The sequence below is a fragment of the Sphingomonas sp. Root710 genome, from assembly GCF_001429065.1.
Taxonomy (GTDB): Bacteria; Pseudomonadota; Alphaproteobacteria; order Sphingomonadales; family Sphingomonadaceae; genus Rhizorhabdus.
On record NZ_LMIB01000001.1, the window covers coordinates 209,306 to 233,949 of the forward strand.

Consider the following 24,644-nt stretch of genomic DNA (forward strand, 5'->3'; position numbering starts at 1 on the left):
TGGGAAGCTCCCGCCGTTGCGGTGCATCAACGCGCGCCAGGACAGCGAGTTTCGTTCTGTATCGCCGCAGGCCGCTATGATCACGATGATCGACATGCGGAAATGCGCCGTGGCGTCGCCCGAGGCGCTTTTTTCGGCTGACCGCCGCACGCTTTCGGGTCTATGGGCACCGCATAGGGGCAGCAATCCGGAGCCGGGGCCATGACCGTCATCATCAAGGAAGCCGATCTGATAGAGAGCGTCGCTGACGCGCTTCAGTATATCAGCTATTATCATCCGATGGATTACATCAAGGCGCTCGGCGCGGCCTATGAGGTCGAGCAGGGCCCCGCAGCCAAGGACGCGATCGCCCAGATCCTGACCAACAGCCGGATGTGCGCCGAGGGGCATCGCCCGATCTGCCAGGACACTGGCATCGTCACCGTCTTCATCAAATGGGGGCAGCAGTGCATGCTCGACAGCGAGCGCAGCCTGCAGGAGGTCGTCGATGAAGGCGTCCGCCGTGCCTATCTCCACCCCGAGAACCGGTTGCGCGCCTCGATCCTGAAGGATCCCGCCTTCAGCCGCGTCAACACCAAGGACAACACGCCGTCGGTGATGAACGTCGAAATGGTGCCCGGCCATCATGTCGAGGTCGCGGTCGCGGCCAAGGGCGGCGGTTCGGAGAACAAGTCGAAGTTCGCGATGCTCAACCCCAGCGAGTCGATCGTCGACTGGGTGCTCGAGATGATCCCGAAGATGGGCGCGGGCTGGTGCCCGCCCGGCATGCTGGGCATCGGCATCGGCGGCACCGCCGAGAAGGCGATGACGATGGCCAAGGAATCGCTGATGGGCGATATCGACATGGCCCAGCTCAAGGCGCGGGGACCGCAAAACGATATCGAGAAGCTGCGCATCGAAATCTTCGACAAGGTCAACGCGCTCGGCATCGGCGCGCAGGGGCTTGGCGGGCTTTCGACTATCCTCGACGTCAAGATCATGGACTATCCGACGCACGCTGCGTCGAAGCCGGTCGCGATGATCCCCAACTGCGCGGCGACCCGCCACGCGCATTTCCATCTCGACGGCTCGGGCCCGGCCTTCCTCGATCCGCCGAACCTCGACGAATGGCCCAAGGTCGAATGGGCGCCGTCGAAGGAATCGATCCGTGTCGATCTCGACACGCTGACGCCCGAGGTGGTGGCAAGCTGGAAGCCGGGCGACCGGCTGCTGCTGAACGGCAAGATGCTCACCGGGCGCGACGCCGCGCACAAGCGCATCCAGGACATGCTGGCCAAGGGCGAGGAACTGCCGGTCGAGTTCAAGGGCCGGGTGATCTATTATGTCGGCCCGGTCGATCCGGTGCGCGACGAGGTCGTTGGCCCGGCGGGCCCGACCACCGCGACCCGCATGGACAAGTTCACCGACATGATGCTCGAGAAGACCGGGCTGATCGCGATGGTCGGCAAGGCCGAGCGCGGGCCGGCGGCGATCGAGTCGATCAAGAAGCACAAGGCCGCCTATCTGATGGCAGTCGGCGGCGCGGCCTATCTGGTCGCCCGCGCGATCAAGGGCGCGCAGGTCGTCGGCTTCCACGATCTCGGCATGGAAGCGATCTACGAGTTCGACGTGAAGGACATGCCGGTGACGGTCGCGGTCGACGCGACCGGCGAGAGCGTCCACCACACCGCCCCGCTGGTGTGGCGCGAGAAGATCGCCCGCGAGAAGCTGCTCGAAGGGGTTTGACCCTCAGGGCTGGGAACGACGGAGCTGACGCAACGTTGATCGGCTATTCTTCCGGAGTAGCCTTGCGTCATGTCGTTCACCCAGTTGAACCCGCCGATTCCCCTGTCCGTCCTCGGCAAGGGGAAGGGCTATGCCATAGCCGTGATCGACTATGGCCAGGAACATAATCTCATCTGGGTCACGGCGCTGAACGATAGCGGTGAGATATGGTGCGCGCCCAACCCTCAGGTGCGCATGGACGGCAACTGGACGATGGGCCGTGCGCGGCCGGAGGGCGGTAAGGGTGATTGCGCAGGCGGTCTCGGCGGAGCCAAGATCGCCGCCGTCAGCGCCTGACGGCAGCGATCGTTTCTTCAACGCGGGTAAAGGCCGAATGCTGGCCAAGAGCTGCGTCGTCATCCACGGCGGTCACGAAATATACAGTGCCGGAGCCCGTCGCGCGGTCTATCCATAAGCCAGATCGAAGGCCGTAAGCCTCGCCTGCATGGCCAACCCGCGGCACGCCGTCGCCAAACAGGTCGTCCCGGCAGCCTTCCGCGCCGGTGGCGAGGGTCTGGCTGGCCAGGCCATAGCGGCAGATGGTCCCAGGCGTCGTTTCGCCGGTCACGCCGTTGCGGCCATCATAGGTCCAGACCGGGGTCAGCAGCAGGTCGACCGATCCGGGCGACAGGAAGCGTCTGCCCTTCACACGCCCTTGGTTGAGCAGCATCTGGCCGATCCGGGCGAGGTCGCGCATCGAGATGCGCAGGCCGCCCTGCGGCGAGAAGCTCGCGCCGTTGAAGCCGGGTCGCCAGCGGCTGAGGTCGCAGCCGCCGTCCTGCGCGGGCACGATCGGGCAGGCGGGGCGGAGGCCATGATCGTCGTCGCGCAGCGGCGTGCCGTCCGCCCCGTAGAGAGTGACCGCGCGGGCAATGGTCGCATTGTCGCAGGCTACCCAGTTGAAGCAGGCCTTCAGGCCCAGCGGATCGATCACCAGCCGCGCCATCAGCCGGTCGAAGCGCTCGCCGCTCACCCGCTCCATCACCGAAGCGATGACGGGGAAGTTGAGATTGGCGTAGCGGAAGAAGCTGCCCGGCGAATGCTCTCCATCCCAGGCGCGGGGATCATCGAGCTTTTCGCGCAGCGACATGTCGAAGGGCAGGGCATAGTCGGCGGCATCGGTCAGCGAAGCACGATGCGACAGCAGCAGACGCAGGCTGATCGGCGGGTCGGGAAAAGCTGGATTGCGCAGCTGCCAGCCGAGATAGGCGGAGACATCGCGGTCGAGATCGAGTTCCCCCGCCTCCACCATCCGCATCACCCCCAGCGCCACCGCCAGCTTGGAGATCGAGGCGATCCGCACCGGATCGTCGGCGGTGACGGGCCGTCCGCTCTGCCGGTCGGCCACGCCGCGGGTCTCAGCCACGCCAATCGCCGCGCGATCGAACGACAGGCGGACCGCCGCCGGAACCACTGGATCGGCGCGTGCGTCCTGTGCCAGGAATGACAGCAGGACAATCAGCAAGCCCGCAATGCGCATCCTCGCATCATGGCGGCGAAGCGAGGGACAGGCAATGAAGCTGGTGGCCATCTGGGCGGCGGGGACCGCCGTTGCATTGCTGGTGCTGTTGGCTGTCGCCTGGTTCGCTCGCCCGCTCTATCTCGATCGCACCTATTATCGGGGGCCCGCCAGCGGTCATTTCAACGGCGAGCGCTTTTTCAATCCCGAAGGCGACTCCGCCGGTGTTCCCCGCGGGTTCATCCTGCCGCGGCTATGGGCGATGATAACCGGGCGGCGCGCTCCGGGATGGCCCGAGACGATCCCGGTGCACCCGGCCAGGCCGCCCGCGCGGGTCGAGGGTGACGCGATGCGCGTCACCTGGGTCGGGCATGCAACCGCGCTGGTGCAGACCCAGGGGCTCAACATCCTCACCGATCCGGTCTGGTCGGATGTCGCCGGGCCGTGGAACCGCTTCGGGCCGAAGCGGGCGCGTGCGCCGGGGGTGCGGTTCGAGGATCTGCCGAAGATCGATGTCGTTCTGGTAAGTCACAACCATTACGACCATATGGACCTGCCGACGCTCGAGCGGCTGTGGGCGCGCGACCGTCCGCTGATCGTCACCAGCCTTGGCAACGAGACCATCCTGAAGGATCGCGGCATCGATGCGGTGGCGCGCGACTGGGACGGTATCGTACCCGTCAAGCCCGGCGTCTCGGTGATCGTCGAGCGCGTCCATCACTGGGGTGCACGCTGGGGATCGGACCGCAACCGCGCCCTATGGAGCGGCTTCACCGTAACCCTGCCGGGCGGCAATATCTTCTTCGCGGGCGATACCGGCATCGGCGATGGCGCATGGCCGCGTCTGGCGGCGCGCCACGGGCCTTTCCGCTTGGCGCTGCTGCCGATCGGCGCCTATCATCCGCGCGAGATATTCGGCGGCCACCATATCGATCCGCAACAGGCGGTGTCGGTGTTCCGGACGCTTGGCGCGCGCCACGCGCTCGGCGTGCATTGGGGGACGTTCCGGCTGACCGACGAATCCGCGGACGCACCGCGCGTCGAACTGGCGGAAAGCGTAAAGGCTGCCGGCATCGCGCCGGACCGGTTCGTCGCGACTGAGCCGGGGCAGGGCTGGATGGTGCCCTGAAAGCTATTTCTTGACGATGCCCACCGTCATGTCGAAGCGGATGCGGACCCAGGCGCCGATGATCGGTTTTCCGCCGATGCGGGGTGGGCGGACGCGGAACTGCCAGGCGGCCTGCCGCACCGCACGGGCGATGCCCGATCCGGACGGGGATTCGGCCAGTTCGCGGCAATCGTCGACGCGAAAGTCCGGGATCGTGCGGCACGCGATCAGGCCCCAGCCGCTGCGAGGCGACCCCTTCGGCATATAATAGGCCATTTCGGCGTCGGTCGGTTCTCGATACCAGTCGGGGTCGTAGAGCTTTTCGCCGCCGGGCCCCTCGCCGGGACCATCGTCATGGCCTGCGCTGCTGTTGTCCGCAATATTCGGCGTGCCCTCCGCCCTGCGCGACTGGATGCGCGAGATGTCGCTGGCGGCGAACACGTCGCGGCTGACCAGCATCATCGCCAGCGGCGAGGGGAGGGCGACCGGCTGTTCCGGTGGCGGCGGGGTTTCGGTCACCACTCGCTTCTGCTGCGCAGCCGCGCTGGCCCGTGGCTTCGGCTTCGGCGCGACCTCCTCTTCCGCCAGCGCCATCAGCCTGAAATTTTTCAGTTCGGGCTCCAGCTTCTTCGGATCGAAGGGCGGTGACATCAGGAAGGCGATCAGGACAGCGAGGAGGTGAACGCCGACCATGGCGGCCACGCTGATCGTGCGACGCCGGACCGTTCCGGGCGGCTGGTCCGACAGCCATGATGTCAACGCCCGGCGCATGCGATCCCGCCCTTAGAGGGTGCCGGGCAGAACGTCTATCGATGGTGCATGGACGGTTGATGAACATAGTTAATTCGATCTTAGGGAAGTCGATCTAATCGGCGAGGGTCCCGACCTGTCCTGAAGGCATCCCATCATGAAGCAGAGCGTCGATCAGTATTTGCGCAAAGCGGCGTCGCTGAGCGCGAATGGCCGCATCGCCGAGGCGGAGCTGATCTATCGCAACGTGCTCGAACGCTTTCCGGCCAACAAGCGCGCGCTCGACGGTATCCGCGCGCTCACCGCGCCCAAGGACCCCAAGGCCTATGCGCGCGGGGTGGAAGCGGTGCTCGTCGCCTATGAGCAGGGCCGGCTGGCGGAGGCGCTCGACAAGGTCCGCCTGCTGATAGACCTCTATCCCTCGGAGCCCGACCTTCATAACCTCGCCGGCGCGATCTTCGCCGGAACCGGCCAGTTCGAACCCGCGATAGCGGCCTATGATCGCGCGATCGGTCTCAATCCCGGCTATGCCGAGGCTCATGCGAACCGCGCCAGCGCGCTGATCAACCTGGGGCGCCATGGCGACGCGCTGGAGAGCTGCGACGCGGCGATCCGTATCGCCCCCGGCAATGCTCAGGCGCACAGCAATCGCGGCATCGCGCTGCGGCAGGTCGGTCGCCTGACCGAGGCGGTCTCGGCCTATGACGCCGCGTTGCGCCTGCTGCCCGATGTGCCGGAAATCCATTATAACCGCGCCAATCTGCTCGACGATCTGATGCGCCATGACGAGGCAGTGCAGGGCTATGACCGGGCCATTGCGCTACAGCCGAGCTATATCGTCGCGCATAGCAATCGCGGCAACGCCTTGCAGAAGCTCGGCCGGCTGGAGGAGGCGGTCGACAGCTATGGTCGTGCCATCGCCCTCAATCCGCAGTTCGCCGACGCGCATTCGAACCTCGGCAACGCCCTGTTGGGGCTTGGCCGTCTCGACGAGGCCCATGCCAGCTCCAGCAAGGCGGTCGAGCTTCAGCCCGGCGTCGCCGAGCTGCATTATAATCTTGCGGTAGTCTTGGAGAAGATGCTTCGCCTCGACGAGGCCATCGTTGCCTGCGACAGGGCGATCGCGTGCGACCCGAACCATGCCCGTGCCTATGGCAATCGCGGCCATGCCTTGTTCAAGCTGGGCCGGTCGCCGGAGGCCGCCGAAAGCTATGCCAAGGCGGTGACGCTCGATCCCGGCAACCAGGACCATCTCTATGCGCTGGCTAACATCCTGCAGGAGCTGGGCCTGCTCGCCGAGGCGGTGGATTGCTATCGCCGTGTGACGGCGCTGAACCCGGATCATGACGGGGCCATCGCCCAACTGGCCTATCAGCGCGCCCGGATGTGCGAATGGGACAGCCCCGACAAGGCCGATCTCGGCGCGCTTGCGGTCAGCCAGGCTGTAAGCCCGCTGATCTTCACCTGGCTGGTCGACTCTCCACAGCTCCAGCACGCGCGCGCGACCCGCTATGCATCGGAGAAATTTCCCGCCATTGGCACCGCCCCGCCGCGCAAGGCCCAGCGCGCCGGGCCGATCCGGATCGGCTATTTCTCCGCCGAGTTCCATGATCACGCAGTGATGTTCCAGCTGGCCCGCCTGTTCGAGCTGCACGACCGCAGCCGCTTCTCGATCCATGCCTACAGCTTCGGGCCCAACCAGCCCTCGCCGATGCGCCAGCGGCTCATCGAGGCGTTCGACGTCTTCCACGACGTCAGCGGGTTGAACAGCCGCGAGATCGCCGGTCTGGCGCGGGCGGACGGGATCGACGTCGCGATCGATCTGATGGGCTATACCGGGCATGCCCGGCCTGAGATCTTCTCAATGCGTCCCGCGCCGGTGCAGGTGCAATATATGGGCTATCCGGGCACGATGGGCGCGCCGTTCGTCGACTATCTGGTCGCCGATGACATGCTGATCCCCGAAGGTGCGCGGGCGCATTATGCCGAGAAGATCATCTATCTTCCCAACAGCTATCAGGCGAACGACGATCGCCGCCAGATCGCCGGGCGAATGCCTTCGCGCACCGAGCTGGGCCTCCCGTCAACGGGCTTCGTCTTCTGTTCGTTCAACAACAGCCACAAGATCACTCCGGCGGAGTTCGACATCTGGATGCGGCTGCTGACGAAGGTCGACGGCAGCGTGCTCTGGCTGTTCGAGGCCAATGCCCGCGTCGAGGACAATCTGCGGCGCGAGGCGGCCGTCCGGGGCGTCGATCCCACCCGCCTGATCTTCGCCGGTCGCATGCCGCATGCCGAGCATCTGGCGCGGCTCAGGCAGGCGGACCTGTTCCTCGACTGTTTCCAGTGCAACGCCCATGCGACGGCGGCTGACGCTTTGTGGGCGGGCGTGCCGGTGTTGACCGTGCCGGGGCAGGGTTATGCGGCGCGCGTCGGCGCGAGCGTGGTCCATGCCGTCGGCCTGCCCGAGCTCGCGGTGGCCACGCGTGAGGATTATCAGCGGCTGGCGCTGGAGCTGGCGACCGATCCCGCCCGCCTTGTGGAGATCCGCGACCGCCTTGCCCACAACCGCACGACGATGCCGCTATTCGATTCCGCGCGTTTCACGAGGCATATCGAGACCGCGTTCGAAATGGCCTATGACCGTTTCTGGAACGGGATGGAGCCCGATCATATCCGGGTGCCGGGCCTCCCGGTTCAATAAGGACTCAGCATAATCGTGTTCAAAGATGGCATATTGCTGATCACCGGCGGCACCGGATCCTTCGGCAAGGCGGTGCTGCGCCGCTTCCTGGAAACCGACGTTCGCGAGATCCGCATCTTCAGCCGCGACGAGAAGAAGCAGGACGATCTGCGCAAGGCCTATGCCAGCGACAAGCTGAAATTCCATCTGGGTGACGTCCGCGATGCGGGGGCGGTGACGAACGTCATGCGCGGGGTCGACTATCTCTTCCACGCGGCCGCGCTCAAGCAGGTGCCGTCCTGCGAGTTTCACCCGATGGAGGCGGTGAAAACCAACGTCATGGGCACCGACAACGTGCTGGAGGCGGCGATCCAGAACGGCGTGCGGCGGGTGATCTGCCTTAGCACCGACAAGGCGGTCTATCCGGTCAACGCGATGGGCATTTCCAAGGCGATGATGGAAAAGGTGTTCGTCGCCAAGTCTCGCGGAGTCGATCCGGCGCGAACGACGATCTGCGGCACCCGTTATGGCAACGTCATGGCGTCGCGCGGCTCGGTAATCCCGCTGTTCGTCGATCAGATCCTCCACGGCCAGCCGCTGACCGTCACCGATGGCGCGATGACCCGCTTCATGATGACCCTCGACGAGGCGGTCGACCTCGTCCTCTACGCTTTCGAGCATGGCCGGACCGGCGATCTCTTTGTCCAGAAGGCCCCCGCCGTGACAATGGAGTCGCTCGCCCGCGCGATCTGCCAGCTGTTCGGCAAGCCCGATCATCCGATCAACGTCATCGGTACGCGCCATGGCGAAAAGCAGCATGAGACGCTGCTGAGCCGCGAGGAGCGCACCCGCGCCGACGATCTCGACGCCTATTTCCGGATCAATGCCGATCAGCGCGACCTCAACTATGGCAAATATCTGGAAGAGGGCGACACCCAGATCACGTCGAGCGAGGATTACACCTCGCATAATGCGGTGCGGCTCGATGTGGAGGGGATGAAGGCGCTGCTGCTCCAGCTCGACTTCATCCGCGACGCCCTCGCCGGGCGCATTCCCGAACCGGCGATCTGACCCATGAAGCTGTTGATCACCGGGGCCGATGGCTTCATCGGCAGGAATCTGAGCCTGGTGATCGACGAACACCCCGATCATACGGCGCTGCCCATCACGCGCGCCTCGATTGTGTCGGACCTGAGCGATGCGGTGCGGGCAGCGGATGCGGTGATCCATCTCGCAGGGATAAACCGGCCGGAAGATCCCGCCGAGTTCATGACCGGCAACGGCGACTACACGGCCTTGCTATGCGAGCAGCTTATGGCGGCTGGACGGGCGCTGCCGGTGATCTTCGCGTCCTCGATCCAGGCGGAGCGCGACAATCCCTATGGCGCCAGCAAGCGCGCCGCCGAGGCGCACCTGACCGATTATGCCGCCGCCACCGGAGCAGGCGTCGCGATCTACCGGTTGCCCAACGTCTTCGGCAAATGGAGCCGGCCATATTATAATTCGGCGGTGGCGACCTTCTGCCACAGCATCGCGCGCGGCCTGCCGGTCGAGATCCACGATCCCGCCGCCGAAATCCGGCTGGCCTATATCGACGACGTCATCGATGGCTGGCTGCGGGCCCTGCCGGAAATCGCTCCGGGCGTGACGTTTCCCATGGTCGAACCGGTCTATCAGACGACAGTCGGCGATCTGGCAGCACAGATCGAAGCCTTTCGCGATGTCCGCGATACGCTCGTTATCGAACGTGTCGGCACCGGGCTGGTCCGCGCGCTGTACGCGACCTTCATGAGCCATGTGCCGCCCGAAAGCTTCGGCTATCCGATCCCGGCGCACAGCGATCCCCGCGGCACCTTCGTCGAAATGCTCAAGACCGCGGATTCGGGGCAATTCTCCTATTTCACCGCGCATCCGGGCGTGACCCGCGGCGGCCATTATCACCACAGCAAGACCGAGAAATTCCTCGTCATCCGGGGCACGGCGCGGTTCAGGTTCCGACACATGCTCACGGGCGAGACGGTGGAACGGACCAGCGAGGGCGAGCGGCCCGAAATCGTCGAGACGATTCCCGGCTGGACGCACGACATCACCAATATCGGCGATGACGAGATGATCGTCATGCTCTGGGCCAACGAGCAGTTCGACCGCGCCCGCCCCGATACCTTCGCCTGTCCGGTCTAGGAAGCGCGTGGCCAGTCGAACGACAGGCGGCTGTCCCCGATCGCGTCGCCTTCCGCCGAAAAACGCCGCTCGAGGAAGACGCCCCGGCCATCCCCGCCGATCGCCACGACCGAGCTGCACCGGGTGCCATAGACCGGACTGCGGATGAAGATCGGGCTATGGTTGGGTTCTTGCGGCACGTCGGACGCCGTGGCCGGGTCGATGCCGATGTCGGGCAAAACCTCCTCGCGCAGGCCGTCGAAAAGGCGCGCGGGCTGTTCGGCGTCACCGGTCAGCCAGTCGAGCAGGATCGATTTGATCCGCAGCGTCTTTGGCCAGGGCTCGTCGAGCGTGCCGTTGGACAGGCCGTAGAGGCCGGGAGACAGGCTGGTGCGGACGGGGGCAGGACGGTTCGACAGGAAACGCGCCTGATCACCCGCTATGTGGATCAGGTTGACCGGATTATAGGCATCGATCGCCACCGCATCCGGATAGGCGCCGTCGAGCAGGCCGGTGACCAGCGCGCCGCGCGAGGGCCGCCCCTCCTCGGGCATGCCGTAGCCCCGCAAATTGGTGACGACGGTGAAGCGTCCCGCGTCCGACGCGCCGAGCCAGGTGCCGCCCGACTGGAGATCACGCCCGGCGAGGATATGACGATGGTCCTCCCACCGCGCGAGCGGGGCGGCGGGGCGGCTATGATATTCGTCGCGGTTGCCCGCCACGACGAGCTTCCAGCGCGGATGCGCGCGCCATGCGAGGGCGAGGACGCACATCGCCTTATGCCGCGCGCTTCGGCTTGCCGCCTGGCCAGCGGGTCTCGGGCAGGAACAGGGTGGTGACCAGCGCGACCCCCATGCAGCCGGCGACATACCAGAAGAAGGCCGCTTCCATGCCCGCCGCCTTGAAGCCCAGCGCCACCGATTCCGCGGTGCCGCCGAAGATCGCCTGGCTGACCGCATAAGGCAGGCCGACGCCAAGCGCGCGGATGTGCGGCGGGAACAGCTCGGCCTTCACCACCGCGCTCGTCGCGCTCGACCCGGAGATGATCAGATAGGCAAGGCAGATCAGCAGGAAGGCGCTGAGCATGCTCTGCGCCGCGCCGATCGCGGTGAACAGCGGCACGGTCGCCAGCACGCCCGCGATCCAGCACCAGTAGAGCAGGGGCTTGCGGCCTATCCTGTCCGACAGTGCCCCGAGGATCGGCTGGATGGCGATGTAGAAGATCAGCGCGGCCGAGCAGACCAGCGACGCCTGCCCCTTTTCGAAGCCCGCGCTCGCGACCAGATATTTCTGCATATAGGTGGTGAAGGCGTAGAAGCTGACATTGCTGCCGATCGACAGGCCGAACACCAGCGCCACCTGTTTGGGCTGCTCGCGGATCAGCGTCAGCAGCCCGCCCTTGCGCTTCTCGCCGCCCTCTTCGAGGAAGTCGGGCGTCTCGTCGATCCCGCGCCGCAGCCAGAAGACACTGACCGCCAGGATCGCGCCGGTCGCGAAGGCGATGCGCCAGCCCCAGGCCTCCAGCTGCGCCTCGGTCAGGAACACGAACTGGAGCAGGAGCAGCAGGCCGAGCGCCAGCAACTGACCCGCGATCAGCGTGACATATTGGAAGCTCGACCAGAAACCGCGCTTCTCTGGCGGGGCGATCTCGACCAGATAGGTCGCCGCGGTGCCGAACTCGCCGCCGAGGCTCAGCCCCTGCGCCATCCGCGCGGCGGTGAGCAGGATCGGCGCCCAGATGCCGATCGACGCATAGGTGGGCGCGAAAGTGATGATCAGCGATCCGGCGCACATCAGCGTGATCGACCAGGTCAGCGCGTTCTTGCGGCCATAGCGGTCGGCCAGCGCACCGAGCAGCCAGCCGCCGAGCGGGCGCATCAGGAAGCCGATGGCGAAGACGATGCTGGTCGACAGCAGTTGCGCGGTCGGATCGTCGCTGGGGAAGAAGCTTTTCGAGAAATAGAGCGCGAAGGCCGAATAGATATACCAGTCATACCATTCGACGAGATTGCCGAGCGATCCGCCGACCACCGAGCGGATGGCGTTGCGGGGTCGGCTGGCGGTCATCGATCCATCCCCGTTAAAACAGCCCCAGCCCGCCCGCTTCGACATCGTCGACGACGATGCCGAAGACGAAGTTCAGCCGCAGCCGATAGGCGGTCGCGCTTTCGATATCGGCTTCGACATGCTGGTCGCCATTGTGGCGGGTATAATGCCGGTCGACCAGTGAAGCGAAGCCTGAGGGCAGGCACAGGCTGACGACCGACCGGGTGGTGAACAGCGTATCGGGACGGGTCGACGTCCAGTGGTTCGACATCTCCAGATCGATCGCCGCGACATTCTCCAGCGTGAAGCTATATTGCGCCTGCCAGTCCTTGCTGGTGGTGCGCCCATCGGTCAGCGCCGGTTCGCCGCGCCGTTCGAGCAGCCAGCCATGATCCTCGGTCAGCGACAGGCGGAAGTCTGCGCCGTCGGGTGCGGTCGCCTGCGATCCGTCGAACAGCTTCATCGGCGGCGTATAGCTGCCGCCAAATCCTGCATCGGCGATCCAGTCCTCGCCGTCGATCCGGACCAGGTTGAGGGTGTGGGTGCGCGGCGGAATGTCGGTCGCCATCAGCCAGACGCGGGCGAGCAGGGGGCGGGCATCGAAGCCGATCGCGGTCAGCGCGCGCAGGAACAGCTGGTTCTGTTCGAAGCAATAGCCGCCACGCCGCTTGTGGACGAGCTTGTCGAAAACATGGGCGGGATCGAGGCTAATCCCGCGCCCCAGCCGCACGTCGAGATTTTCGAACGGGATCGCCAGGCGATGCGCGCGCTGCACGGCGGCCAGCCCCGCCGCATCGGGATCGGGCGCGACGCCGATCGCGATCCGGGCGAGATAGGCGTCGAGGTCGATCGGGGCGCTTATTTGCATGTCGGTGCGGTGCGGCGGCCGGTGCCGGTGGTGACGATCTTGACCGGTTCGCCGCCCTTGGTGCCGGTCGTGAGCGTCGAAATCTCGTAGCTGTCGGCGGTGTAGCTGCCCTTCGAGGAGACCAGCAGCCCTTCGGGAAAGCGCTTGTTGGTGCAGAAGGTGTCGTAGACGATCTTGCCGCCGGCGAGCGAGAATTTGCGCTTTGTGCAGACCGCGGCGTCATCCTGGGTCAGCAGCGCCTCCGGCCGGGTCGCGGCCTGTTGCGGGGTGAAGCAGCTCTTGCGGCTGCTGTTGCCGGCGAACATCTTGACGATCCATTGCGGCACGCCGGGCACGTCGGCGCTGATCGTCCTGGTCTCATGCTGCCATTTGCCGGTCGCGAATCCCTCGGCTGCGGCGGGCGCCGCCAGGCCGGCCAGAAGAAGCATAGTCCATTTGATCATCAGGCTTTTCTCCTCGCCGCGGCGAATCCTTAGCGGCTCGCGGTTACGGTTCAAGCCCGGTCAGCGGAAAGGGTTCAGCCGCCGCGCATAGCGTTGGAGGCGGGGCGGCACCCAGTCCTGGATGAAATGGTCCAGCGCGACGCGCCGGTCGGACCGGTCGCCGCTGCCGGGGCGGACCCGGAAACGGGTGGTCCTTGCCGGACCATCGGTGCGCGGTACCGTGTAATAATAGGTGGCGATCGACCGGCGGCTGCGATCGGGCGGGCAAGCGAGGGGCTCGGGATGGCCATGATAGCTGTCCGCATCGGTGGCGAAGATCACCGCGCGGCCGAGGAGCGGCGGCACTTTCACCTCGTAGGCGCGCATGTCGCGGCCCCAGAGCTCGAGATCGCCGCCCCAGACCTCCCGCCAGTCCTCGTTCAGATAGATGAGCAGGTTGAGGCGCCGCTCCAGCTTCATCTGCTCATGCAGGTTGAAATCGGCATGGACCGAGAGATGGCCGCCGGTCCGCGTTTCGTGCAGCCCGCCGCCGATATAATAGGGATCGGGCACTAGCCCCTCGATCCCGGTCAGCGCTTCGAGAAAGGCGAGGATGGCCGGGCCGTTGAGTTCGTACAGCAACCCGCGCAGCGCGGGATCGGCGATCTGGTCAGGAGCGATCTGATATTTGAAGCGTTCCTGGTGGCGGTCGAAGAAGCGCCGCCCTTCGCTGTCCGGAAAGCCGGGTAGCATGGCGCGGAGCAGATTGGGGTCGAGGAAATCGTCGATCACGACATGCGGAAAGGGCGCAGCGGCGGCATAGGCTTCGTGGAGCGCCGCGCCCGCCGCGCGGCATTGCTCCGCGTCGAAGGTCGCGCGCCCGTCCCTGTCGTGCAGGACGAGCAGGCTCATGCGCAAGGAAGATAAAAGGTGAACATCCGTAATCTCTATCCTACATATGGCGCGCCATGACCATCCAGATCCGCACCAGCCTCGACGACATCGACAATGGCCAGACCTTCGTGCCCCATCGGCCCGAGCGGCCCGAGAAGACCGAAGGCGGCAAGGCATTCAAGCTTGTCTCGGACTATCAGCCGTCGGGCGATCAGCCTACCGCGATTGCCGAACTGGCCGCGCAGGCGCAGGCTGGCGAGCGCGATCAGGTGCTGCTGGGCGTCACCGGATCGGGCAAGACCTTCACCATGGCCAAGGTGGTCGAGCAGCTGCAGCGCCCGGCGCTGGTGCTCGCGCCGAACAAGATCCTCGCCGCGCAGCTCTATGGCGAGTTCAAGCAATTCTTTCCCGACAATGCGGTCGAATTCTTCGTCAGCTATTACGACTATTACCAGCCCGAGGCCTATGTGCCGCGGTCGGACACCTATATCGAGAAGGAAAGCTCGGTGAACGAGGCGATCGACCGGATGCGCCATTCGGCCACCCGGTCGCTGCTCGAACGCGACGATGTGCTGATCGTCGCGTCGGTGTCGTGCCTCTACGGTATCGGCTCGGTCGAAACCTATTCGGCGATGATCTTCGACCTGAAGAAAGGCGACACGGTCGACCAGCGCGAGATCATCCGCAAGCTCGTCGCGCTTCAGTACAAGCGCAACGACGCCGCCTTCGCGCGTGGCAATTTTCGGGTACGCGGCGAGAATCTGGAAATCTTTCCGTCGCATTATGAGGACAGCGCCTGGCGCGTCTCATTCTTCGGTGACGAGATCGAGGAGATCGTCGAGTTCGATCCGCTGACAGGCAAGAAGGCCGCCAGCCTCGACCATGTCCGCGTCTTCGCCAATTCGCACTATGTCACCCCCGGGCCGACGATGAAGCAGGCGATGGAGGCGATCCGCTTCGAGCTGACCGAGCGGCTCAAGGAGCTGGTCGAGGGCGGCCAGCTATTGGAAGCGCAGCGGCTGGAGCAGCGCACCAATTTCGATCTGGAGATGATAGCCGCGACCGGTAGCTGCGCGGGCATCGAGAATTATTCGCGCTTCCTGACAGGCCGCATGCCCGGCGAACCGCCGCCCACCCTGTTCGAATATCTGCCGGAAAACGCGCTGCTGTTCGTCGACGAGAGCCACCAGACTATCGGCCAGATCAACGGCATGGCGCGGGGGGACCACCGGCGGAAGATCACGCTGGCCGAATATGGCTTCCGCCTGCCGTCGTGCATCGACAACCGCCCGCTGCGCTTCGCCGAGTGGGAGGTGATGCGGCCGCAGACCATCTATGTCTCGGCGACGCCGGGCGACTGGGAGATGGAGCAGACCGGCGGCGTCTTCACCGAGCAGGTGATCCGCCCGACCGGACTGATCGACCCGCCGGTCGAGGTGCGCCCGATCGAGAGCCAGGTCGACGACCTCGTCTACGAGGTGCGCGAGACGGCGAAGCTCGGCTATCGCAGCCTCGTCACCACGCTGACCAAGCGAATGGCCGAGGACCTGACCGAATATATGCATGAGGCGGGGATCAAGGTCCGCTACATGCATTCGGACGTCGAAACGCTCGAGCGTATCGAGCTTATCCGCGATCTGCGCCTGGGCGTCTATGACGTACTGGTCGGCATCAACCTGTTGCGCGAAGGGCTCGACATTCCCGAATGCGGGCTGGTCGCGATCCTCGACGCCGACAAGGAAGGCTTCCTGCGCTCCGAAACCTCGCTGATCCAGACGATCGGCCGCGCGGCGCGCAACGTCGACGGGCGGGTGATCCTCTATGCCGACAGCATCACCGGATCGATGGAGCGCGCGATGGCGGAAACCGCGCGCCGCCGCGAAAAGCAGCAGGCCTATAACGAGGCGAACGGCATCACGCCGGAGACGATCCGCCGCAACATCACCGACATCGTCGGCCATCTCGCCTCGCGCGATCAGGTGACCGTCGACACCGGCCTCGAGGAGCGGCCGCATCTCGTCGGCCATAATCTGCGCGCCTATATCGAGGAGCTGGAAGCGAAGATGCGCGCCGCCGCCGCCGATCTGGAGTTCGAGGAGGCGGGCCGGCTGCGCGACGAAATCCGCCAGTTGGAGCAGGACGAACTTGGCCTCCCGCCCGGCGAGCACCATGCCCCCGTGAAGGCCCATGCGACCGGCGGCAAGCCCGGCACGCGCACCACCAAATACAGCAAGATGCGGGCCGCGAAGCGCCGCTGACCCGATTCAGGACGGAATGCCGTAACGTAAACGTCAAAAAGAACGTGCAAGCCGCTGTCGGATATGCATATTCTGCGTTCAGCCGCACAGACGGCGTAACAGGAGGGAAGCATATGCACGAGCGTATCCGTGCGACGGGGCCATCGCGGTCGCGTTCAACGCAACCCACATGCGAAGACTGGCATGATCTTAGCCGCTATGTCGAAGCGTCCCGCGGGGCGCCCGTTCGGAGCGGGACGGGCTCTGGTGGCGGATCATCCGATCGAACTGGTTGAGTTGCTTTTCGGCCGTGGTTGACCGGGGGCGGTAGACATCACGGCGGTACATGCAGGATCGGAAGCGGCCGTTTCCGGCCGGCGGTCCCGCTCAACCCGCAAATAAGCGCAATGCCATATTGCCAGCCTGGCCAATTTGTTCCATATTTGTTCCACGTGAAACGGTCACGACAGACGGATATGTAAAGCGATGCGAACAAGCGGGCAGGCGGCGATCATGACGGCTTCTGTCTACGACCTGGATCGTTTCGCGGCTGCGCAGGCTCCGGTGTTCGGTAGCGCACTCGCCGAGATCGGGCGCGGCCGCAAACGCGGCCATTGGATGTGGTTCGTCTTTCCCCAGCTGGCGGGGCTCGGCCATAGTGCGATGGCGCAATATTATGCGATTGCGTCGCTCGATGAAGCCCGCGCCTATCTCGATCATCCGGTGCTGGGCGCACGGTTGAGAGCCTGTGTCGAAGCGCTTCAGGATCTGACCGAAGTCGATGCCGAAACGGTGTTCGGCGACATCGATGCGCTCAAGCTGCGATCATCGCTGACCCTTTTTGCGCAAGCCGGCGGCGGGCGTCTGTTCGAAGCCGCGCTGGACCGCTGGTTCGACGGGCGGCCCGATCCGGCGACGCTCGACCTTCTCAAAAGGGCAGGAGCAGGGGCATGAGCGCGCGCTGCTCCTGGGCGGAGGGCGATCCGCTGATGCGCGCCTATCATGACGCGGAATGGGGTGTGCCGCAGCGTGACCCGCGTATATTGTGGGAAATGCTGATGCTCGAAGGCTTCCAGGCGGGGCTCGCCTGGATCATCATCCTGCGCAAGCGCGAGGCTTTTCGCGCCGCCTTCGCCGGCTTCGATCCGGAAAGGGTCGCCCGCTTCGACGAAGCGGATATTGCCCGGCTGATGGCCGATCCCGGCATCGTCCGCGCCCGCGCCAAGATCGAGGCGACGATCGCGGGCGCGCGCATATTTCTGGCGATGCGTGACGCGGGTGAAGATTTCGCGGCCTATTGCTGGTCCTTCACCGATGGCGTCCCGCTGATCGGCGATGGCCATCATGTCCCGGCGCAGACCGAGCTGTCGGCGCGGATATCGAAGGATCTCAAGAAGCGTGGGTTCAAGTTCGTCGGGCCGACGATCGTCTATGCCTGGATGCAGGCGGTGGGCATCGTCAACGATCATGCCGCCGATTGCTTCCGAAGGCATGCCGGCTGAGCGAATTGTCCTGCGCCGCCACATCTCCTAGGCTTCGGGCAGGCGTAACGCATGACGGGCGGTTTTGATGAGCGACTGGACGCACGGTTATGACGTTTCGATAGGCTATACCCACGGCTTCTATTCGGCGATGGCGCCGGCATCGCTCGATCTGTGCATCGAGCTGGCCGGTTATGTGCCGCCCCGGCGCGATCCCGCCGCGCCCTTCCGCTATCTGGAGCTTGGGGCGGGGCAGGGCTTCGGGCTCTGCCTGCTCGCCGCCGCCTATCCGCAGGCCGAATTCGTCGGTGTCGATTTCCACCCAGAGCATATCGCCCATGCCGATGAACTCGTCCGCGATGCGGGCCTGACCAATATACGCTTCGTCGAAGCCGACTTCCTCGATCTCGCCGCCGCATGGCCCGCGGATTTCGGCAAGTTCGACTATGTCGCGCTGCACGGCATTTATAGCTGGGTTCCCGGCAATGTGCGCGAAGCGGTCGTCCAGTGCCTGTCGCACGCAACCCGGCCCGGCGCGGTGGTCTATAACGCCTATAACAGCCATCCGGGCTGGCTCGGGTCGATGCCGTTCCAGCACGTTGCGCTCAGGCTCAAGCAGACCAATCCGAAATCGGGCGCGGCGGTGCTCGACGATACGATCGGCCTGTTCGAACGGCTGGCCGCAAGCGACGCCGCGCTGTTCAAGGTGATGCCGGGCCTGAAGTCGCGCATCGAGACGATGAAGGGACAGAATAGAACCTATCAGGTCCAGGAATATCTCAACGAAAGCTGGAACCTCTTCTGGCATTCGGAGGTCGCGGCCGAGCTGCGCCGCGCCAAGCTCGATTATATCGGGACGGCGACGATCGGCGAGACCCAACTGCCTGACCTGCTCGCCGCGCCCATGCAGGAGATTATCGCCGGACAGGCGGACGCCGGCCTGCGGCAGGACCTTCAGGACATATTGATCAACCAGACCTTCCGGCGAGACATCTTCTGCCGGGGTCCGCGGCGCAGTACGACCAAGGATTTTCGCCGGACGACCCAGCTTCATCTGGTGGCGGCTCCGGCGGTCGACGAGGCGGTGGTGGTCAAGACCGCTTTCGGCACTCGGACGATAGCCTATGCCGCCTGTGCCGAGATATTCGCAGCGCTGGCTACCGGGCCCAAGTCGATCGAACAGCTCGCGCTTTTGCCGGGGGTGGGCAAGCATGGCTGGGCGGCGCTGACACGGACCCTGACGCTCCTTTTGCAGGCGCGCATCCTCGCGGTGGGGGCCGAGCAGCCCGACGACAGCGCGGCGCACCGCCTCAATGCCGCTATCGCCCAGGCCGGATCGCGGGGCGCGCCCTATCGCCATATCGTCGCGCCCAGGCTGGGCTCGGCGGTCGCGGTGAAGGATTTCGACCTGCTGCTGATCGATAGCTGGCTGGAAGCGTCGGGGCAGGCCGACGCTGCCGCGCTGGGCAAAGGGGTGGTGCAGCGCATGACGCGCATGGGGCAGCGTATCTATGACGGCGACACGCCGCTCAAGGGCGCTGCGGCGGAGCAGCGGATAGCCGGGGCGGTCACGGCTTTCCTCGACGACCGGCTACCCTATTGGCGGAAGATCGGCGCGCTCGCCTAGGATTTCTTGCCAGCGCGCGGGCAAGCTGCTCTCCTTGCGGCATGCAGATCGCGGTCCTCACCTTCGACGGTTTCAACGAACTCGACAGCTTCGTCGCGGCGGGCATTCTCAACCGGATGCGGCCGAAGGGCTGGATGGCGCATATTACCTCGCCCAGCGAGACGGTCACCTCGATGAACGGCGTCACCGTCACGCGGCAGAAGCCGCTCGAGTTCGCTGCAGAGGCCGATGCGGTGGTGATCGGCAGCGGCATCCGCACCCGCGAGATCGCGGCTGACCCAGCGATGCTCGCGCGGATCGGGCTCGATCCATCGCGCCAGTTGATAGCCGCGCAATGTTCGGGGACGCTGCTGCTCGCCAGGCTCGGCCTGATCGGTGCGCTACCCGCCTGTACCGATCTCACCACCAAGCCCTGGGTGATCGAAGCGGGCGTCGACGTCATCGACGCGCCCTTCGTCGCGCATGGCAATGTCGCGACGGCGGGCGGGTGCCTGGCGTCAAACTATCTCGCGGCCTGGCTCATCGCGCGCGGCGCATTGGTCGAGGATGCCGCCGCCGCGCTCCATTATGTCGCGCCGGTGGGCGAGAAACAGGCGTGGATTGATCGCGCGCTGGGCGTGATCTCGCCCTTTCTCGCTCCCGCTCCGGCGGATTAGTCCGCGAAGGGATCGCGGACCAGGATCGTGTCCTCGCGCTCGGGGCTGGTCGAGACCAGTGCGACCGGGCACTGGATAAGCTCCTCGACGCGGCGGATATATTTGATCGCCTGCGCCGGAAGCTGCGCCCAGCTACGCGCGCCCGCGGTCGACTCGCTCCAGCCTTCGATCGTCTCGTAGATCGGCTCAACACGCGCCTGATCCTGCGGATGCGGCGGCAGATAGTCGTACATCTTGCCGTCGAGCTTGTAGCCGGTGCAGATCTTGATCTCGTCGAAGCCGTCGAGCACGTCGAGCTTGGTCAGCGCGACCCCGGTGATGCCCGAGACCGCCGCCGACTGGCGCACCAGCACCGCGTCGAACCAGCCGCAGCGGCGCTTGCGCCCGGTGACCGTGCCGAACTCATGGCCGCGCTCGCCGAGCCGCTGGCCGGTTTCGTCCTCCAGCTCGGACGGGAAGGGGCCCGAACCGACGCGGGTGGTGTAGGCCTTGACGATGCCGAGCACGAACCCCGCCGCCGACGGACCGAGGCCCGAGCCGCCCGATGCGGTGCCCGCGATGGTGTTCGACGAGGTGACGAAGGGGTAGGTGCCGTGATCGACGTCGAGCAGCACGCCCTGTGCGCCTTCGAACAGGATGCGGCGGCCCTTCTTGCGCGCTTCGTTCAGCGTCAGCCAGACCGGCTTGGCAAAGGGCAGGATGAAGTCGGCGATCTCGGCGAGCTGTCCCTTCAGCTCCTCGCGGTCGATCGGCTTTTCGCCGAAGCCCGCGCGCAGCGCATCATGATGCGCGCAGATGCGGTCGAGCTGGAGTTCGAGATCATCGAGATGGGCGAGGTCGCAAACGCGGATCGCGCGGCGGCCAACCTTGTCTTCATAGGCCGGGCCGATGCCGCGCCGCGTGGTGCCGATCTTGCCCGCGCCCGACGCATCCTCGCGCAGACCGTCGAGATCGCGGTGGAAGGGCAGGATCAGCGGTGCGGTCTCCGCGAGGTGAAGATTCTCGGGCGAGATGGTGACGCCCTGGCCCTGGAGCTTGGCGACCTCATCGCGGAAATGCCAGGGATCGAACACCACGCCATTGCCGATCACCGACAGGGTGCCGCGCACGATGCCCGAGGGCAGCAGGCTCAGCTTATAGACCTGGTCGCCGACGACCAGCGTGTGACCGGCATTGTGCCCGCCCTGGAAGCGCACGACGACATCGGCGCGCTCGGCGAGCCAGTCGACGATCTTGCCCTTGCCCTCATCGCCCCACTGGGCGCCGATCACGGTCACATTGGCCATCAGTATTCCGTTCGTTCAGAGCGCGGCGGGTTGGCCGTCGCGCAGGATGTGGGTGCAGCCCAGCGCCACGGCATCGTCCTCGGCGGACAGCGCGGCAATGGTGATCCAGCTGGCGGCGCGAAGCTGCTCGGCTTGTGCCGGATCGGTGCCAAGCGGCAGGAAGACGCGCTTGTGCTCGACCACGCCTAGCCCCGCGTCGACCAGCGGATCGATGAACAGCGAGAAGCCGATCGCCTTTTCCTCGCGGCCGCCCGGGTGGACGATCGTATAGGTGCCGCCACGGCCGATCTCGCCCGACAGGCCCTGGCCGAACAGCGAGAAACCGATCCAGTGCTGATATTCGAAGCCGTGCCGCTCGGTGGGATCGAGGGTCAGCGTTACCCGGTCGCCGATCGCCGCGATGATCGCCTCGATCGCTTCGATCCGCTTGTCGAGTGCCTTGGGGCCCGCGATCGCGCGCAGCTTGGCAAGTGCAGGAGCAACGGGACCCGCCGCCTCGATGAAAGGCAAATAGGCGTCGGCGCCGAGCCCGGCGAGCCCGCCCGCATCCTTGGCGTCGAGCATGTCGCGCACCGCGTCGATCTTGTCGGCGGGCAGCGGCATCGCGCCGGCGGCCAGTGTCTCGACGAGGTCGGGTAGCGTCAGATCGACGGTGATCCCGGTGACCCCGGCGACTTCGAGCGCTTCGACCGCGACGCGCAATATCTCGATGACTGCCGCCAGGCTGTCGGTACCGATCAGCTCGGCCCCCGCCTGGGTCAGCTCGCGCTCGGGGCGCAGCTGGGTCGCCTTCAGCTTCAGCACCGTCCCGCCATAAGCGAGGCGAAGCGGACGGTGCCGATGGCCCATGCGGCTGACGGCGATGCGGCCGACCTGCGCGGTGATGTCCGGGCGGAGCGCGAGCGTGCGCTGCGACACCGGATCGACGAAGCGGAACAGGTCGCGCGATCCGCCCGATTTGAGCTGGCCGACCAGCCCTTCCTCGAACTCGGCGAGCGGCGGCGACACCCGCGCATAGCCGTGCTTTCCGATCGCCACGACCACACGGTGCAGCAGGCGCGACCCCGCCTCCGCCTGCGGGGGCAGGCGATCACGCAGTCCTTCGGGCAACAGGCCAGGGGCGATGCTCATCTTACTCCCTCTCCCCTCTGGGGAGGGGGGCGGGGAGAGAGGCAGACATAGCGAGGGCGAGCGCCGCCTCGATCATCGTGGCAACACCCTCGATATTGTCCAGTACGTCCGCATTGGTGAAGCGGATCACTCGGTAGCCCCTCGATTCCAGATAAGCGTTTCGGGCGGCGTCATACTGCAATCTGCGCGCATGTGTATCCCCATCGACTTCGATTGCGATTTTTCTCGATCGGGCAGCGAAATCGAGGATGTATGGGGCGACGACTACCTGTCGGGTGAATTTGATCCCTGAAAAGCGATGAGCGCGGAGCAGCGGCCAGAGCTTGGCTTCGGCCGGTGTCTGCTCCGCGCGCATCGATCGGGCATGGGCTTTCGAGGGTTCGTTGACTTTGGGCATACCGCCCAGCCTCCTGCTCTGCCCCTCTCCCGACCTCTCCCCAGAGGGGAGAGGAGGTCTTTCGCTACGCTCAGAAGCTCAGCGCCTTGGCGGTCTTCACGCCGGGCAGCTTGGCGATCTTCGCCTTGAGTTCGTTGTCGACCGGCGTGTCGAGCGACAGCAGCAGCACCGCTTCGCCACCCGCGGTGCGGCGGCCGAGATGGAAAGTACCGATGTTGACACCGGCCTCGCCCAGCGCCGAGCCGAGGCGGCCGATGAAGCCGGGCGCATCGACGTTGACGATGTAGAGCATGTCGCCGGTCAGATCGGCCTCGACCTTCACGCCATAGATTTCGACGAGGCGCGGTTCGGCATTGGCGAACAGCGTGCCGGCAACCGACTTCGCGCCCTCGGCGGTAGTGACGGTGACGCGGACCAGAGTCGAATAGTCGCCCTCGCGGTCATGGCGCACTTCGCGCACGTCGAGGCCGCGCTCCTTGGCCAGGAAGGGCGCGTTGACCATGTTCACCGTGTCCGAATAGACGCGCATCAGGCCCGCGAGCACTGCGCCGGTGATCGGCTTCTGGTTGAGTTCGGCGGCAGCGCCCTCGACCTCGATCGCGACCGCCTTGATCGCGTCGCCCTCGAGCTGGCCGACCAGCGCGCCGAGATGCTCGGCCAGCGCCATGTAGGGCTTCAGCTTCGGGGCTTCCTCAGCCGACAGCGAGGGCATGTTCAGCGCGTTGGTGACGCCGCCCGACATCAGGAAGTCGGCCATCTGCTCGGCGACCTGGATCGCGACGTTGACCTGCGCTTCGTTGGTCGACGCGCCGAGGTGCGGGGTGGAGATGAAGCCCGGGGTGCCGAACAGCGGTGATTCGGTCGCCGGTTCGGTAACGAAGACGTCCAGCGCCGCGCCCGCGACATGGCCGCTGTCGAGCGCCGCCTTGAGCGCCGCTTCGTCAATCAGGCCGCCGCGCGCGCAGTTGACGATGCGAACGCCCTTCTTGGTCTTGGCCAGATTTTCCTTCGACAGGATGTTCTTGGTCGATTCGGTCAGCGGCGTGTGCAGCGTGATGAAGTCGGCGCGGGCGAGCAGTTCGTCCAGCGTGACCTTCTCGACGCCCATCTCGACGGCGCGCTCAGGCGTCAGGAAGGGATCGAAAGCGACGACCTTCATGCGCAGGCCGATCGCGCGATCGGCGACGATCGAACCGATATTGCCGGCGCCGATCAGGCCGAGGGTCTTGTTGGTGACCTCGACGCCCATGAAGCGGTTCTTCTCCCACTTGCCGGCCTGAGTCGACTTATCGGCCTCCGGCAGGTCGCGGGCGAGGGCGAACATCAGCGCGATGGCGTGCTCGGCGGTGGTGATCGAGTTGCCGAACGGAGTGTTCATCACCACGACGCCCTTGGCCGAGGCGGCGGGGATGTCGACATTGTCGACGCCGATCCCGGCGCGGCCGACGACCTTCAGGTTGGTCGCGGCTTCGAGAACTTCCTTGGTGACTTTGGTCGAGGAGCGGATGGCGAGGCCGTCATACTGGCCGATCATCGCGATCAGCTCGTCCTTGGTCTTGCCGGTGATCTCGTCGACCTCGACCCCGCGGTTGCGGAAGATCTGGGCGGCGAGCGGATCCATCTTGTCGGAAATCAGTACCTTGGGCATGAAAATCTATCCTTAGTTCTGAAGTCG

General features: G+C 65.5%; 22 protein-coding genes. 11 read left to right on the forward strand and 11 right to left on the reverse strand.

Annotated features, from left to right (window positions below; genetic code table 11):
* The first annotated feature begins 201 nt into the window (after positions 1-201).
* Positions 202-1,725 (forward strand): fumarate hydratase, encoded by a 1,524-nt coding sequence (locus ASE00_RS01000; RefSeq protein WP_056377022.1) that lies wholly within the window; start codon positions 202-204, stop codon positions 1,723-1,725.
* Positions 1,726-1,794: 69 nt separating this feature from the next.
* Positions 1,795-2,061, forward strand: a complete 267-nt coding sequence (locus ASE00_RS01005; RefSeq protein WP_056377025.1) for a hypothetical protein — start codon at positions 1,795-1,797, stop codon at positions 2,059-2,061.
* On the opposite strand, the gene ASE00_RS01010 is transcribed toward ASE00_RS01005, so the two are convergent.
* A complete protein-coding gene (locus ASE00_RS01010; protein ID WP_056379163.1) occupies positions 2,051-3,244 on the reverse strand; it encodes a serine hydrolase domain-containing protein in 1,194 nt (397 codons plus the stop codon). The two genes, ASE00_RS01005 and ASE00_RS01010, sit on opposite strands and share 11 nt — an antisense overlap.
* A gap of 34 nt (positions 3,245-3,278) precedes the next feature.
* Between ASE00_RS01010 and ASE00_RS01015 the strand changes: the two genes are divergently transcribed.
* A complete protein-coding gene (locus tag ASE00_RS01015; RefSeq protein WP_056377027.1) occupies positions 3,279-4,352 on the forward strand; it encodes an MBL fold metallo-hydrolase in 1,074 nt (357 codons plus the stop codon).
* A 3-nt stretch (positions 4,353-4,355) separates the two neighbouring features.
* On the opposite strand, the gene ASE00_RS01020 is transcribed toward ASE00_RS01015, so the two are convergent.
* Entirely contained in the window at positions 4,356-5,102 is a 747-nt protein-coding gene (locus ASE00_RS01020) for a hypothetical protein (RefSeq protein ID WP_082594383.1), read from the reverse strand.
* A 136-nt stretch (positions 5,103-5,238) separates the two neighbouring features.
* On the opposite strand from ASE00_RS01020, the gene ASE00_RS01025 reads away from it, so the two are divergent.
* The 3 genes from ASE00_RS01025 to wbjC are packed head-to-tail and all read left to right on the forward strand — an operon-like array spanning position 5,239 to position 9,945.
* The gene (locus ASE00_RS01025) at positions 5,239-7,785 is read left to right on the forward strand and encodes a tetratricopeptide repeat protein (protein WP_056377029.1); all 2,547 of its coding nucleotides are present in this window, start codon (positions 5,239-5,241) and stop codon (positions 7,783-7,785) included.
* A 15-nt stretch (positions 7,786-7,800) separates the two neighbouring features.
* Positions 7,801-8,835, forward strand: coding sequence for a polysaccharide biosynthesis protein (locus ASE00_RS01030; RefSeq protein WP_056377032.1), 1,035 nt, complete (start codon positions 7,801-7,803; stop codon positions 8,833-8,835).
* A gap of 3 nt (positions 8,836-8,838) precedes the next feature.
* Positions 8,839-9,945, forward strand: coding sequence for a UDP-2-acetamido-2,6-beta-L-arabino-hexul-4-ose reductase (gene wbjC, locus ASE00_RS01035; protein WP_056377034.1), 1,107 nt, complete (start codon positions 8,839-8,841; stop codon positions 9,943-9,945).
* On the opposite strand, the gene ASE00_RS01040 is transcribed toward wbjC, so the two are convergent.
* From ASE00_RS01040 to ASE00_RS01060, 5 genes are read right to left on the reverse strand one after another with little or no spacing between them, the layout of a single operon-like run.
* A complete protein-coding gene (locus ASE00_RS01040) occupies positions 9,942-10,697 on the reverse strand; it encodes an NRDE family protein (RefSeq protein ID WP_056377037.1) in 756 nt (251 codons plus the stop codon). The two genes, wbjC and ASE00_RS01040, sit on opposite strands and share 4 nt — an antisense overlap.
* 4 nt (positions 10,698-10,701) lie before the next feature.
* Positions 10,702-11,991, reverse strand: a complete 1,290-nt coding sequence (locus tag ASE00_RS01045) for an MFS transporter (RefSeq protein WP_200957862.1) — start codon at positions 11,989-11,991, stop codon at positions 10,702-10,704.
* A 13-nt stretch (positions 11,992-12,004) separates the two neighbouring features.
* Positions 12,005-12,838 carry an arylamine N-acetyltransferase family protein gene (locus tag ASE00_RS01050; RefSeq protein ID WP_056377041.1) on the reverse strand — a complete coding sequence of 278 codons (834 nt, stop codon included), beginning with the start codon at positions 12,836-12,838 and terminating at the stop codon, positions 12,005-12,007.
* On the reverse strand, positions 12,829-13,281 hold the full coding sequence (locus ASE00_RS01055; protein WP_056377042.1) for a DUF3617 domain-containing protein: 453 nt from the start codon (positions 13,279-13,281) through the stop codon (positions 12,829-12,831). Before ASE00_RS01055 ends, ASE00_RS01050 begins: the two co-directional genes overlap by 10 nt.
* A 60-nt stretch (positions 13,282-13,341) precedes the next feature.
* The gene (locus ASE00_RS01060; protein WP_056377044.1) at positions 13,342-14,172 is read right to left on the reverse strand and encodes a 2OG-Fe(II) oxygenase; all 831 of its coding nucleotides are present in this window, start codon (positions 14,170-14,172) and stop codon (positions 13,342-13,344) included.
* A gap of 56 nt (positions 14,173-14,228) precedes the next feature.
* Between ASE00_RS01060 and uvrB the strand changes: the two genes are divergently transcribed.
* From uvrB to ASE00_RS01085, 5 genes are all read left to right on the forward strand, one after another.
* A complete protein-coding gene (gene uvrB, locus ASE00_RS01065; protein WP_056377046.1) occupies positions 14,229-16,412 on the forward strand; it encodes an excinuclease ABC subunit UvrB in 2,184 nt (727 codons plus the stop codon).
* A gap of 492 nt (positions 16,413-16,904) precedes the next feature.
* Positions 16,905-17,345, forward strand: a complete 441-nt coding sequence (locus ASE00_RS01070; protein ID WP_056379167.1) for a DUF1810 domain-containing protein — start codon at positions 16,905-16,907, stop codon at positions 17,343-17,345.
* Positions 17,342-17,893: a DNA-3-methyladenine glycosylase I gene (locus tag ASE00_RS01075; protein ID WP_056377048.1), complete on the forward strand. Its 552-nt coding sequence runs from the start codon at positions 17,342-17,344 to the stop codon at positions 17,891-17,893. The genes ASE00_RS01070 and ASE00_RS01075 overlap by 4 nt, the downstream gene beginning before the upstream one ends.
* A 67-nt stretch (positions 17,894-17,960) precedes the next feature.
* On the forward strand, positions 17,961-19,499 hold the full coding sequence (locus tag ASE00_RS01080) for a class I SAM-dependent methyltransferase (protein WP_056377050.1): 1,539 nt from the start codon (positions 17,961-17,963) through the stop codon (positions 19,497-19,499).
* A gap of 41 nt (positions 19,500-19,540) precedes the next feature.
* Positions 19,541-20,155: a DJ-1/PfpI family protein gene (locus tag ASE00_RS01085; protein ID WP_056377053.1), complete on the forward strand. Its 615-nt coding sequence runs from the start codon at positions 19,541-19,543 to the stop codon at positions 20,153-20,155.
* On the opposite strand, the gene ASE00_RS01090 is transcribed toward ASE00_RS01085, so the two are convergent.
* The 4 genes from ASE00_RS01090 to serA all read right to left on the reverse strand — a co-directional run bounded on the left by ASE00_RS01090 (position 20,152) and on the right by serA (position 24,617).
* On the reverse strand, positions 20,152-21,441 hold the full coding sequence (locus ASE00_RS01090) for an adenylosuccinate synthase (RefSeq protein WP_056377055.1): 1,290 nt from the start codon (positions 21,439-21,441) through the stop codon (positions 20,152-20,154). The genes ASE00_RS01085 and ASE00_RS01090 overlap by 4 nt on opposite strands.
* A gap of 15 nt (positions 21,442-21,456) precedes the next feature.
* Positions 21,457-22,572, reverse strand: a complete 1,116-nt coding sequence (locus ASE00_RS01095) for an ATP phosphoribosyltransferase regulatory subunit (protein WP_056377057.1) — start codon at positions 22,570-22,572, stop codon at positions 21,457-21,459.
* A gap of 1 nt (position 22,573) precedes the next feature.
* Complete coding sequence (locus ASE00_RS01100; protein ID WP_056377059.1) at positions 22,574-22,969, reverse strand: endonuclease domain-containing protein; 396 nt, start codon at positions 22,967-22,969, stop codon at positions 22,574-22,576.
* A gap of 70 nt (positions 22,970-23,039) precedes the next feature.
* Positions 23,040-24,617 carry a phosphoglycerate dehydrogenase gene (gene serA / locus ASE00_RS01105; protein ID WP_056377061.1) on the reverse strand — a complete coding sequence of 526 codons (1,578 nt, stop codon included), beginning with the start codon at positions 24,615-24,617 and terminating at the stop codon, positions 23,040-23,042.
* Positions 24,618-24,644 lie beyond the last annotated feature (27 nt).

Bases quoted from the DNA above. Each gene is read 5' to 3' on its own strand.
- ASE00_RS01060 (WP_056377044.1), bottom strand. From the start codon at position 14,172: ATGAGCCTGCTCGTCCTGCACGACAGGGACGGGCGCGCGACCTTCGAC.
- ASE00_RS01095 (WP_056377057.1), bottom strand. From the start codon at position 22,572: ATGAGCATCGCCCCTGGCCTGTTGCCCGAAGGACTGCGTGATCGCCTG.
- ASE00_RS01055 (WP_056377042.1), bottom strand. From the start codon at position 13,281: ATGATCAAATGGACTATGCTTCTTCTGGCCGGCCTGGCGGCGCCCGCC.
- ASE00_RS01090 (WP_056377055.1), bottom strand. From the start codon at position 21,441: ATGGCCAATGTGACCGTGATCGGCGCCCAGTGGGGCGATGAGGGCAAG.
- ASE00_RS01050 (WP_056377041.1), bottom strand. From the start codon at position 12,838: ATGCAAATAAGCGCCCCGATCGACCTCGACGCCTATCTCGCCCGGATC.
- serA (WP_056377061.1), bottom strand. From the start codon at position 24,617: ATGCCCAAGGTACTGATTTCCGACAAGATGGATCCGCTCGCCGCCCAG.
- ASE00_RS01025 (WP_056377029.1), top strand. From the start codon at position 5,239: ATGAAGCAGAGCGTCGATCAGTATTTGCGCAAAGCGGCGTCGCTGAGC.
- ASE00_RS01000 (WP_056377022.1), top strand. From the start codon at position 202: ATGACCGTCATCATCAAGGAAGCCGATCTGATAGAGAGCGTCGCTGAC.
- ASE00_RS01010 (WP_056379163.1), bottom strand. From the start codon at position 3,244: ATGCGCATTGCGGGCTTGCTGATTGTCCTGCTGTCATTCCTGGCACAG.
- ASE00_RS01005 (WP_056377025.1), top strand. From the start codon at position 1,795: ATGTCGTTCACCCAGTTGAACCCGCCGATTCCCCTGTCCGTCCTCGGC.
- ASE00_RS01080 (WP_056377050.1), top strand. From the start codon at position 17,961: ATGAGCGACTGGACGCACGGTTATGACGTTTCGATAGGCTATACCCAC.
- ASE00_RS01045 (WP_200957862.1), bottom strand. From the start codon at position 11,991: ATGACCGCCAGCCGACCCCGCAACGCCATCCGCTCGGTGGTCGGCGGA.
- wbjC (WP_056377034.1), top strand. From the start codon at position 8,839: ATGAAGCTGTTGATCACCGGGGCCGATGGCTTCATCGGCAGGAATCTG.
- ASE00_RS01015 (WP_056377027.1), top strand. From the start codon at position 3,279: ATGAAGCTGGTGGCCATCTGGGCGGCGGGGACCGCCGTTGCATTGCTG.
- ASE00_RS01020 (WP_082594383.1), bottom strand. From the start codon at position 5,102: ATGCGCCGGGCGTTGACATCATGGCTGTCGGACCAGCCGCCCGGAACG.
- ASE00_RS01075 (WP_056377048.1), top strand. From the start codon at position 17,342: ATGAGCGCGCGCTGCTCCTGGGCGGAGGGCGATCCGCTGATGCGCGCC.
- ASE00_RS01100 (WP_056377059.1), bottom strand. From the start codon at position 22,969: ATGCCCAAAGTCAACGAACCCTCGAAAGCCCATGCCCGATCGATGCGC.
- ASE00_RS01070 (WP_056379167.1), top strand. From the start codon at position 16,905: ATGACGGCTTCTGTCTACGACCTGGATCGTTTCGCGGCTGCGCAGGCT.
- uvrB (WP_056377046.1), top strand. From the start codon at position 14,229: ATGACCATCCAGATCCGCACCAGCCTCGACGACATCGACAATGGCCAG.
- ASE00_RS01040 (WP_056377037.1), bottom strand. From the start codon at position 10,697: ATGTGCGTCCTCGCCCTCGCATGGCGCGCGCATCCGCGCTGGAAGCTC.
- ASE00_RS01085 (WP_056377053.1), top strand. From the start codon at position 19,541: ATGCAGATCGCGGTCCTCACCTTCGACGGTTTCAACGAACTCGACAGC.